Origin of the sequence: Nocardioides sp. 31GB23, from assembly GCF_040012395.1 — a bacterium.
Lineage (GTDB): Bacteria > Actinomycetota > Actinomycetes > Propionibacteriales > Nocardioidaceae > Nocardioides > Nocardioides salarius.
The window spans coordinates 21,048-30,891 of the sequence record NZ_JBDYKJ010000060.1; the positions used below are offsets into that span (position 1 = coordinate 21,048).

General features: G+C 75.1%; 12 protein-coding genes. 9 read left to right on the forward strand and 3 right to left on the reverse strand.

Annotation, left to right across the window (positions count from 1 at the left end; genetic code table 11):
• Positions 1 to 13: 13 nt before the first annotated feature.
• Positions 14 to 1,693 (forward strand): hypothetical protein, encoded by a 1,680-nt coding sequence (locus ABKW28_RS17355; protein WP_348611895.1) that lies wholly within the window; start codon positions 14 to 16, stop codon positions 1,691 to 1,693.
• Between the two features lie 59 nt (positions 1,694 to 1,752).
• Here ABKW28_RS17355 and ybaK read toward each other — a convergent pair whose 3' ends face one another.
• Positions 1,753 to 2,247: a Cys-tRNA(Pro) deacylase gene (gene ybaK, locus ABKW28_RS17360; protein WP_348611898.1), complete on the reverse strand. Its 495-nt coding sequence runs from the start codon at positions 2,245 to 2,247 to the stop codon at positions 1,753 to 1,755.
• A gap of 10 nt (positions 2,248 to 2,257) precedes the next feature.
• Entirely contained in the window at positions 2,258 to 2,923 is a 666-nt protein-coding gene (locus ABKW28_RS17365; RefSeq protein WP_193669185.1) for an LON peptidase substrate-binding domain-containing protein, read from the reverse strand.
• A gap of 115 nt (positions 2,924 to 3,038) precedes the next feature.
• Here ABKW28_RS17365 and hisD point away from each other — a divergent pair, with 115 nt between their 5' ends.
• The 7 genes from hisD to hisF are packed head-to-tail and all read left to right on the forward strand — an operon-like array spanning position 3,039 to position 8,663.
• Positions 3,039 to 4,355: a histidinol dehydrogenase gene (hisD, locus tag ABKW28_RS17370; protein WP_348611901.1), complete on the forward strand. Its 1,317-nt coding sequence runs from the start codon at positions 3,039 to 3,041 to the stop codon at positions 4,353 to 4,355.
• Between the two features lie 9 nt (positions 4,356 to 4,364).
• Positions 4,365 to 5,534, forward strand: coding sequence for a histidinol-phosphate transaminase (locus ABKW28_RS17375; protein WP_348611904.1), 1,170 nt, complete (start codon positions 4,365 to 4,367; stop codon positions 5,532 to 5,534).
• The gene (hisB, locus tag ABKW28_RS17380) at positions 5,531 to 6,139 is read left to right on the forward strand and encodes an imidazoleglycerol-phosphate dehydratase HisB (protein WP_193669188.1); all 609 of its coding nucleotides are present in this window, start codon (positions 5,531 to 5,533) and stop codon (positions 6,137 to 6,139) included. Before ABKW28_RS17375 ends, hisB begins: the two co-directional genes overlap by 4 nt.
• Positions 6,136 to 6,795, forward strand: a complete 660-nt coding sequence (gene hisH, locus ABKW28_RS17385) for an imidazole glycerol phosphate synthase subunit HisH (RefSeq protein WP_193669189.1) — start codon at positions 6,136 to 6,138, stop codon at positions 6,793 to 6,795. The genes hisB and hisH overlap by 4 nt, the downstream gene beginning before the upstream one ends.
• A 16-nt stretch (positions 6,796 to 6,811) precedes the next feature.
• Complete coding sequence (locus tag ABKW28_RS17390; protein WP_193669190.1) at positions 6,812 to 7,144, forward strand: hypothetical protein; 333 nt, start codon at positions 6,812 to 6,814, stop codon at positions 7,142 to 7,144.
• 26 nt (positions 7,145 to 7,170) lie between these two features.
• Complete coding sequence (priA, locus tag ABKW28_RS17395) at positions 7,171 to 7,905, forward strand: bifunctional 1-(5-phosphoribosyl)-5-((5-phosphoribosylamino)methylideneamino)imidazole-4-carboxamide isomerase/phosphoribosylanthranilate isomerase PriA (protein WP_193669191.1); 735 nt, start codon at positions 7,171 to 7,173, stop codon at positions 7,903 to 7,905.
• The gene (gene hisF, locus ABKW28_RS17400; protein ID WP_348611907.1) at positions 7,902 to 8,663 is read left to right on the forward strand and encodes an imidazole glycerol phosphate synthase subunit HisF; all 762 of its coding nucleotides are present in this window, start codon (positions 7,902 to 7,904) and stop codon (positions 8,661 to 8,663) included. Before priA ends, hisF begins: the two co-directional genes overlap by 4 nt.
• 21 nt (positions 8,664 to 8,684) lie before the next feature.
• On the opposite strand, the gene ABKW28_RS17405 is transcribed toward hisF, so the two are convergent.
• Positions 8,685 to 9,290 (reverse strand): NAD(P)H-dependent oxidoreductase, encoded by a 606-nt coding sequence (locus tag ABKW28_RS17405; RefSeq protein WP_193669193.1) that lies wholly within the window; start codon positions 9,288 to 9,290, stop codon positions 8,685 to 8,687.
• Positions 9,291 to 9,415: 125 nt separating this feature from the next.
• Here ABKW28_RS17405 and ABKW28_RS17410 point away from each other — a divergent pair.
• On the forward strand, positions 9,416 to 9,844 hold a 429-nt coding region (locus ABKW28_RS17410; protein WP_348611910.1), incomplete at its 3' end, for a hypothetical protein.

The window sequence follows — 9,844 nt, forward strand, 5'->3', positions numbered from 1 at the left end:
GTACCCTCCGCGGGTGACGAACCACCAGCCCCCTGAGAACCAGCCGAACCCCGAGCCGCACCAGCCCCACGAAGCCTGGCAGCGCGGCACCCCGGAGTACCTCGAGTCCGGCGGGGGTCGTCGCCCCGCCAGGGGTGGCCGGCGTCGGCGTCCGCTGCTGCTCGCGGGCCTGGGCGTGCTGGGGCTCGGAGTCGCCGGTGGCGTCGCCTTCGGTGCGTGGTGGTACCTCGCCGACGGCGGGTCCGCCGCCGAGGCGCTGCCCGCCGACAGCCTGGGCTACGTCGGGCTCACCCTCGACCCGAGCGGTCAGCAGAAGCTGCAGGCGCTCGAGACGCTGCGCAAGTTCCCGGCTCTCGCCGAGGAGCTCGACCTCGAGGGGGATGCCAGCGACGTCGACCTCAAGGAGCGCCTCGTCGACCTGGTCCTCGAGGATGCTCCCTGCACGGGACTCAGCCACGGCGAGGACGTCGAGCCGTGGCTCGGGGACCGGCTCGGCGTGGCGGCCGTGGACCTCGGGGGCGACGCGCCCGCTGCCGTCGTGGCGGTCGAGGTCACCGACGCCGAGGCCGCCGACGAGGGCCTCGCGGAGATCGACGCGTGCGGCGACGACTCGGGGGAGGCGAGCTTCGCCTGGTCGGTCGAGGGCGACTGGCTGCTGGCCACCGAGGATGCCGAGAGCCTGGGGCGCGTGCAGGACCTGGTGGCCGAGGGCACGCTGGCCGACGACGAGGACTTCCAGCGCTGGACCTCCGCCGCGGGTGGGGAGGGGCTGGTGACGCTGTACGCCGCGCCCGCCGCAGGCCCCTACCTCGCCGGGCTGGTGGAGAGGGACCCTGCCCTCGCCGAGGACCTGGGCCTGAGCGTCCCGGGGCAGGACGAGCTGCCCGAGCAGGTCGAGGAGGCGCTCGGCGACTTCGCGGGTGCCGGGGCCCAGCTGCGCTTCGCCGACGGCGCGCTCGAGCTCGAGGGGGCGGGGTCGATCGGCGAGTCGGGCTACCTGCGTGCGTTGAGCGGCGACGTCTCCGAGCTGGTGGGCTCGCTGCCCGCCGACACCGGGCTCGCCTACGCGATGGGGGTGCAGGAGGGCTGGTTCGACGAGCTCCTCACCTACCTGGCCGACACCTCGCAGGGTCTCGTGGAGGCCGACGAGCTCGCCGACGAGCTGGTCAGGCTCACGGGTCTCACCGGCTCCGACCTCGAGGCCGCCGTGGGCGGAGGCGTGGCCCTGGCCATCGGTGGCGGCGTGGACCCGGCCGAGATGCTCGGTCCCGACCCGACGTCGTTCCCGCTGGCGCTGAAGGTGGACGGTGAGGTGGACGACGTCGAGAAGGTCGTCGAGGCGCTCTCCGACCAGCTCGGCCCCGACGCCGGGCTGGTCGGTCTCGCCGAGGGCGACGCCGGTGTGGCGGTGGGGCTGGACGGCCCCTGGCTCGACGAGGTCGCCGATGGCGGCGAGCTGGGTCGCAGCGAGCGGTTCCGCACGGTGCTGCCCGACGCCGATCGGGCCGAGGGGATCAGCTACCTCGACCTGGATGCCGTGCGCGCCGTGGTCGCCGAGGCGCTCGAGCAGCTCGGAGGACCCGACGAGGCCACCGAGGTCCTCGACGACCTCGCCCCGCTCGCCGCCTTCGGCGCGGCGAGCTGGCTCGAGGACGACGTCCTCCGGCTCCGGGTGCGCCTGACCACCGACTGACCTCCTGCGCCCCGATCAGCGGGAAGTCTGGGCCGGCTCGGCGGGAGATATGGGCCGGGTCAGCGGGAGACCGGGGCGGTGGTGGCCCGGGTGAGGGCGACCAGGTCGGTGGGGGAGAGCTCGATGTCGAACCCGCGGCGCCCGCCGGAGACCAGCACCGTGGGGTGCTCCAGCGCGCCGGTGTCGACGACGGTCGGCAGCGCCTTCTTCTGGCCCAGCGGCGAGATGCCACCGACGACGTACCCGGTGACCCGCTCGGCGACGGCGGGGTCGGCCATCACCGCGCGGCTGCCGCCCAGCGCCCGGGCCAGCGCCTTGAGGTCGAGCTGGGCGCTGACGGGCACCACCGCGACCGCGAGCCGCCCGTCGACCTCGGCCAGCAGCGTCTTGAGCACCCGCGCCGCGTCGACGCCGAGGGCCTGCGCCGCCTCCAGCCCGTACGACGCCGCGCGGGGGTCGTGCACGTAGGTGTGGGCCACGTGCTCCACGCCGGCGCGCGCCAGCGCCAGCGTGGCCTGGGTGGTGGGGGAGCGGTCGCGGGAGCGGCGGGCCACGCCGACCCGCCTAGTTGGGCGACCAGCGCGTGCGCGCCACGTCGGTCGCGGGCAGGGAGGGGATCACGTTCATCGCCCGCAGCTCCTGCTGCAGCAGGTCGGTGACCAGCACCAGCCGCTCGCCGGCGTCGTCGGCCTCGAGCAGCGCCTGGCGCTCGGGCATGGGCAGCGGCGCGCAGGCCGCCAGCGTCCACGACAGGTACGACGGGTCGCGGGGCAGCGCCCCGCTGTAGGGGTCGGCGCGCAGGTCGGCCAGCGCGGCGCGGTAGGCGGTGAAGACGGCGCGGGCGCGCTCGACGACGTGCTCGTCGACGGCGCCGGCCGGCTCGGGACGCTCCTCGACGTGGCCCACCGGGAAGAGGCCCGAGGTCTCGAGCCGCTCGAGCGCGATCCGCTCGAGGCCGACGGCCACGCACGAGAAGGTGCCGTCGTCGTGCGGCTCGACCTCGGTGAGCAGCACCTTGACCCCGATCCGGTAGAGCGACTGCGCGCCGTGGTCGCCGACCTCGTAGCCCTCGCGGATGCCCACGGTGCCGAACAGCCGCTGCGTCGGGTCCTCCACGCGCAGCAGGTGGTGCACCAGCGCCCGGTAGCGGTCCTCGAAGACGGTCAGCGGCACGCTGACGCCCGGGAACAGCACGGAGCCCAGCGGGAACATCGGCAGCGTGTCGTCCACGTCCACCAACCTAGCCCTCCGGCGTGCACCGTGCTGGCCGCCGGGTTGGGCGCCGTGCTGTCCATCACCGCCGCTGAATCGGTGCGGGTGGGCGCGCGCTCGTAGACTCGGGGGCATGATCCGCCGCATCGACCTGCGCAGTGCCGCCACCGGCCGCGCGGCAGGGGAGCCGTTCGACTACCGCACGGCCCTGCCCCGCGCCGACTTCGACGTCGAGGCCGCCGTGCCCGCGGTGCATGCGATCACCGAGGCGGTGCGCACCGGCGGTCTCCCCGCGATCCAGGAGATGTCGGCGAAGTTCGACGGGGTCGAGCGCGACGACGTGCGGGTGGCCCCCGGGGCGATGCGCCGCGCCCTCGAGGAGCTCGACCCGGCGATCCGCGCGGGGCTCGAGGAGTCCATCGCGCGGCTGCGCAGGACCTGCGAGAACGAGCTCGAGCGCGACGCCGTCACCGACCTGGGCCCCGGCGCCCGGGTGACGCACCGCAAGGTGCCGATCGACCGGGTCGGCCTCTACGTGCCCGGCGGCCTCGCGCCGCTGGTCTCGAGCGTGCTGATGAACGTGGTGCCCGCCCAGACCGCGGGCGTGCGCTCGCTGGCGCTGGCCTCCCCGCCGCAGAAGGACTTCGGCGGCGAGGTGCACCCCACCATCCTCGCGGCCTGCGAGATGCTCGGCGTCGAGGAGGTCTACGCCGTCGGCGGCGCCCAGGCGATCGCGATGTTCGCCTACGGGGTCGGCCCGTGCGAGCGCGTCGACATGGTCACCGGCCCGGGCAACATCTACGTGGTGACCGCCAAGCGCCTGCTCAAGGGCGTGGTGGGCATCGACTCCGAGGCCGGCCCGACCGAGATCGCGGTCCTGGCCGACGACACCGCGCAGGCGGCGTACGTCGCGGCCGACCTGGTCAGCCAGGCCGAGCACGACCCGCTGGCCGCGAGCGTGCTGGTGACCACCTCCGAGCGGCTCGCCGACGAGGTCGACGCCGAGCTCGACAAGCAGGTCTCGGTGACCAAGCACCAGGAGCGCATCCGCACCAGCCTCGGCGGGCGCCAGTCGGGCATCGTGCTGGTCGACGACCTCGAGCAGGGTCTCGAGGTCGTCAACGCCTACGGCGCCGAGCACCTCGAGATCCACACCGACGACGCGTCCGAGGTCGCGGCGCGGGTGCGCAACGCCGGCGCGATCTTCGTGGGCCCGCACGCCCCGGTGAGCCTGGGCGACTACTGCGCCGGCTCCAACCACGTGCTGCCCAGCGGCGGCTGCGCCTGCCACTCCTCGGGGCTCTCGGTGCGCGCGTTCACCAAGTCGGTGCACGTCGTCGACTACTCGCGCGAGGGCCTGGCCGAGGTGGCCGACCACGTCGTCACCCTCGCCGACGCCGAGGACCTGCCCGGTCACGGCGCCGCCGTGCGCGTGCGCTTCGAGAGCTAGGGGCCGGCGATGGTCTTCCCCCCGCTGCGCGAGGAGCTGCAGGGGCTGGCGCCGTACGGCGCGCCCCAGGTCTCCCTGGAGCGCGCCCCGGTGCAGCTCAACACCAACGAGAACCCCTACGGCCCGTCGCCGGCCTGCGCCGACGACGTGGCCGAGGCGGTGCGTGCCGCCGCGACGACGCTGAACCGCTACCCCGACCGCGAGCACGTCGAGCTGCGCGCCGCCCTGGCGGCCTACCTCTCGCGCGACACCGAGCCCACCCGGGGCTTCTCGATCGACCCGGCGCAGGTGTGGGCGGCCAACGGCTCCAACGAGGTCATGCTCCAGCTGCTGCAGGCCTTCGGCGGGCCGGGCCGGCGCGCGCTGAGCTTCGCCCCGACCTACTCGATGTACCCCGAGTACGCCCGCGACACCGCCACCGAGTGGGTGCAGGGTCGCCGCGAGGACGACTTCACCCTCGACCTCGAGGCCGCCCGCGCGCTGGTGCTCGAGCAGCGGCCCAGCGTCGTCCTGCTGCCCAGCCCCAACAACCCCACCGGCACCGCCCTGGCGCCGGAGGCGGTGGGCGTGCTGTGCGAGGCCGCGGCCTCCTACGAGCCCTGCGGCCTGGTGGTCATCGACGAGGCGTACGGCGAGTTCCGCCGCGCGGGCACGCCGAGCGCGCTCGAGCTGCTGCCCGAGCACCGCAACCTCGTGGTGACCCGCACCATGAGCAAGGCGTTCGCGCTGGCCGGCGCCCGGCTGGGCTACCTGGCCGCCGACCCGGCGATCTGTGACGCCATCCGCGTGGTGCGCCTGCCCTACCACCTCTCGGCGGTGACCCAGGCGGTCGCGCTGGCCGCGCTGCGCCACGCCCCCGAGCTGCTCGGCCGGGTCGACGACCTGCGCGCCGAGCGCGACCGCACGGTCGCCTCGCTGCGCGCCAAGGGACTCACGGTCACCGACAGCGACGCCAACTTCGTGCTGTTCGGCTGCTTCGCCGACCGCCACGCCACCTGGGAGCAGCTGCTCGAGCGGGGCGTGCTGGTGCGCGAGACCGGCCCCGAGGGGTGGCTGCGCGTCTCGGTGGGCACCCCGGAGGAGATGATGGCCTTCGACGCCGCCCTCGACGAGGTGCTGGCGCTGGACTCCCCGCAGACCCCGCTGACCCCGCCGACCCAGGAAGTGAGCAGCCGATGAGCCGCACCGCACGCATCGAGCGACAGACCAGCGAGTCCAAGGTGCTCGTCGAGGTCGACCTCGACGGGTCGGGCCGCCACGACATCTCCACCGGGGTCGGCTTCTACGACCACATGCTCACCGCCTTCGCGCGCCACGCGCTGGTCGACCTGACCGTCCAGGTCGAGGGCGACGTGCACATCGACGCCCACCACACCGTCGAGGACGCCGCGATCGCCCTGGGCCAGGCGCTGCGCCAGGCGCTGGGCGACAAGGCCGGCGTACGCCGCTTCGGCGACGCGACCGTGCCGCTCGACGAGGCGCTGGTCCAGGCCGTCGTCGACGTCTCCGGCCGCCCCTACTGCGTGCACACCGGCGAGCCCGAGGGCCAGCAGTACGTCTCGCTGGGCGGCAGCGGGGTGGGCTACCTCGGCTCGCTGACCCGCCACGTCTTCGAGACGATCGCCTTCCACGCCCACCTCGCGCTGCACGTGCGGGTGCTGGCCGGGCGCGAGCCGCACCACATCGTCGAGACGCAGTTCAAGGCGTTCGCCCGGGCCTTCCGCGACGCGGTCGCGATCGACCCGCGCGAGAGCGGCATCCCCTCGACGAAGGGCGCGCTGTGAGCGATCGCCCCACGGTGGCGGTCCTCGACTACGGCTCGGGCAACCTGCGCTCGGTCGTGCGGGCCGTCGAGCGCGCCGGCGCCGAGGTCGAGCTGACCTCCGACTTCGAGGCCTGCCTGGCCGCCGACGGCCTGCTGGTGCCCGGCGTCGGGGCGTACGCCGCGTGCATGGCCGGGCTGCGCGAGGTCAAGGGCGAGCGGATCATCGGCCGACGCCTGGCCGGGGGCCGCCCGGTGCTGGGCATCTGCGTGGGCATGCAGGTCCTCTTCGCGCGCGGCATCGAGCACGGCGTCGAGAGCGAGGGCTGCGACGAGTGGCCCGGCCTGGTCGAGCGGCTGCAGGCACCGGTGGTGCCGCACATGGGCTGGAACACCGTCGAGGTGCCGGAGGGCTCGGCGATGTTCGCCGGCGTCGAGGGCGAGCGGTTCTACTTCGTGCACTCCTACGGCGTGCGCGAGTGGGAGCTCGAGACCAACGACCGCACCCGCGCCCCGCTGGTGACCTGGGCCGAGACCGGCGCCCCCGAGCAGGACGGTGACCGGTTCGTCGCGGCGGTCGAGAACGGACCGCTGTGGGCCACCCAGTTCCACCCCGAGAAGTCGGGCGACGCCGGCGCGGCGCTGCTGCGCAACTGGGTCGCCACCCTGCGGTCCTGAGCGCGGGCACCGGGCGATGAGCAAGGAGCGGGCGCGCCGGCGCGAGGCGCGCGAGCACGAGCAGGCGCTGCTGGCCGCGGCGCGCGCGGCCGAGGCCGAGCGTCGCGAGCGGCGCGCGGCGCGACGCCGGGCGGTGGCCTCGTGGCTGCCCGAGCGCTCGCGCACCGGCCGCCCGACCGGCATCGTCGCCGAGCGGGAGCGCCGCCAGCGCACCACCACCGTCGTGCTGGTCGTGGTGCTCAACGTCCTCGTCGCCCTGCTCACCGACGGCTGGGCCTGGCCCGCCCTGTCGCTGGTCGTCTCCGCCCTGGCCGCCCCCGTCCTGCACACCCTGCTGTTCCGCCGCTGAGGCGGCTCCACCACCCGGAAGGTCCCATGAGCGACTACCTGCAGCTCCTCCCCGCCGTCGACATCACCGAGGGCCGCGCCGTCCAGCTCGCCCAGGGCGTCGCCGGCTCCGAGCGCGTGTACGGCGACCCGGTCGCCGCCGCGCGCCGCTGGCAGGACGCGGGCGCCGAGTGGCTGCACCTGGTCGACCTCGACGCGGCCTTCGGACGCGGCACCAACCGCGACCTGCAGGCCCAGATCGTCGGCGCGCTCGACATCGACGTGGAGATGTCGGGCGGCATCCGCGACGACGAGTCGCTGGAGGCCGCGCTGGCCACCGGCTGCCGCCGGGTCAACATCGGCACCGCCGCGCTCGAGTCGCCCGAGTGGTGCGCCAAGGTGATCGCCGAGCACGGCGACCGGATCGCCATCGGCCTCGACGTGCGCGGGCGCACCCTGGCCGCGCGCGGCTGGACCCGCGAGGGCGGCGACCTCTACGACGTGCTGGCCCGCCTCGACGCCGAGGGCTGCGCGCGCTACGTGGTCACCGACGTCAACAAGGACGGGATGCTGCAGGGGCCCAACCTGCAGCTGCTGCGCGACGTCTGCGCGGTCACCGACCGCCCGGTCATCGCCTCCGGCGGGGTCACCGAGCTCGCCGACATCGAGGCGCTGATGTCGCTGGTCCCCGACGGTGTCGAGGGCGCGATCGCCGGCACCGCCCTCTACGAGGGCCGCTTCACCCTCGAGGACGCGCTCGCCCTGACCAGGGGCGCCTCGTGAGCCTCGCGGTGCGCGTCATCCCGTGCCTCGACGTCGACGGGGGCCGGGTCGTCAAGGGCGTGAACTTCCAGGGCCTGCGCGACGCCGGCGACCCGGTCGAGCTGGCCAAGCTCTACGACGCCGAGGGCGCCGACGAGCTGACCTTCCTAGACATCTCCGCCTCCCACGAGGGCCGCGCCACCACGATGGAGATCGTGGCGGCGACCGCCGAGCAGGTCTTCATCCCGCTCACCGTCGGCGGCGGCGTGGGCTCGGTGGCCGACGTCGACCGGCTGCTGCGCGCGGGCGCCGACAAGATCGCGGTCAACACCGCCGCGATCCGCCGCCCCGAGCTGGTCGCCGAGATCGCCGACCGGTTCGGCAACCAGGTGCTGGTGCTCTCGGTCGACGCGCGCCGCGCGAGCGGCACCGGCTCGGGCTTCGAGGTGACCACCCACGGCGGGCGCACCTCGGCCGGGCTCGACGCCGTCGAGTGGGTGCACCGGGCCGCCGAGCTGGGCGCGGGGGAGATCCTGCTCAACGCCATGGACGCCGACGGCACCCGCGACGGCTTCGACCTCGAGCTGATCGAGGCGGTGCGCCGCGAGGTGAGCATCCCGGTGATCGCCTCGGGAGGCGCCGGGGCGCCCGAGCACTTCGCGCCCGCGGTCGACGCGGGCGCCGACGCGGTGCTGGCGGCCTCGGTCTTCCACTTCGGCACGCTCACCGTGGGCCAGGTCAAGGACGCCCTGGCCCAGGGCGGCCATCCCGTCCGCTGACTCCCGCGTCGGTCTGCGGGCCTACCCGGCGGGGTAGCCCGACCCGCGCAGCAGCCCGCTGAGGTGCGCGGCGTTGGCCGCCGCGGTGCGCGTGGTCGACGCGGTGCCCTCGGGGGTCTCCTCGAGGTCGTTGTAGTCGGTGCCGTGCATCGCCTCGCCCACCCAGTACGTCGCCGCCTGGGCCGGGATGGTCATCCCGACGTCGCTGAGCCCCTGGAGCAGCTCGGCGGTGGTGTGGTGGGCCCCGTCCTCGTTGCCGACCACGGCCACGAGGGCGACCTTGTCGAAGAGGACCGGGCGCCCGGCGTCGTCGGTCTCGGCCAGCTCGGCGTCGAGGCGCTCGAGCACCATCTTCACCACCGACGAGGGCTGGCCCAGCCAGATCGGGGTGGCCAGCACGAGCACGTCGCAGGCGAGGATCTTCTGCCGGATGGCGGGCCACTCGTCGCCGTCGCCCTCGTCGGTGGAGACGCCGAAGCGGACCCGGTGGTCGACGACGCGCACCACCTCGCCGCTGCCGCCGTGCTCCTCGAGCACGGCGAGCACCTCGCGGCCCAGCTTGTCGGCGCTCGACGGGGCCGGCGAGCTCTTCAGCGTGCAGTTCAGGACGAGTGCGCGGAAGGTCATGGCCCCACCGTGCCTCGCGGGCCGTCGTGAGACTTCACCCTCCGCGGTGGTCAAGTCGGCCCGCGCGGGTCGCGGGTGCGGCATGATGGAGCGGTCCGAGCAGCGCCGATCCGTGGGGGGTCCCGGTGGCAGAGCCCGACTCGCCCGGTGGCGAGCCCTCGCCCGCGCCCCCGGACGCTCCCTGGCAGTGGTCCTCGGTGCGCGAGCGAGCCACGACCGCCGCGCCCGTGCGGGTGCTGCCCTCCGCGGTGGGCGCCGAGCTGGTGGCCGCGCTGCGGCCCCCCGAGGTGCCCCTGCCCGCGCCGGGCGCCGAGGGCGTCGCGGTGCGTCGCGAGCGGCGTACGACGTGGGGGCTGCGGGTCGCCTGCGCCGCGTTCGTGACCCTCGCCGGTGCGGGGCTGCTGGCCACCGACGTCGGTGCGGGGCTGCGCGACGACGTGCTCGCCCAGCTGCCCGACCTGCTCGTGCCCGGGGCGGACGGTGGGACCGGTGGGGGGGGGGGGGGGGGGGGGGGGGGGGGGGGGGGGGGGGGGGGGGGGGGGGGGGGGGGGGGG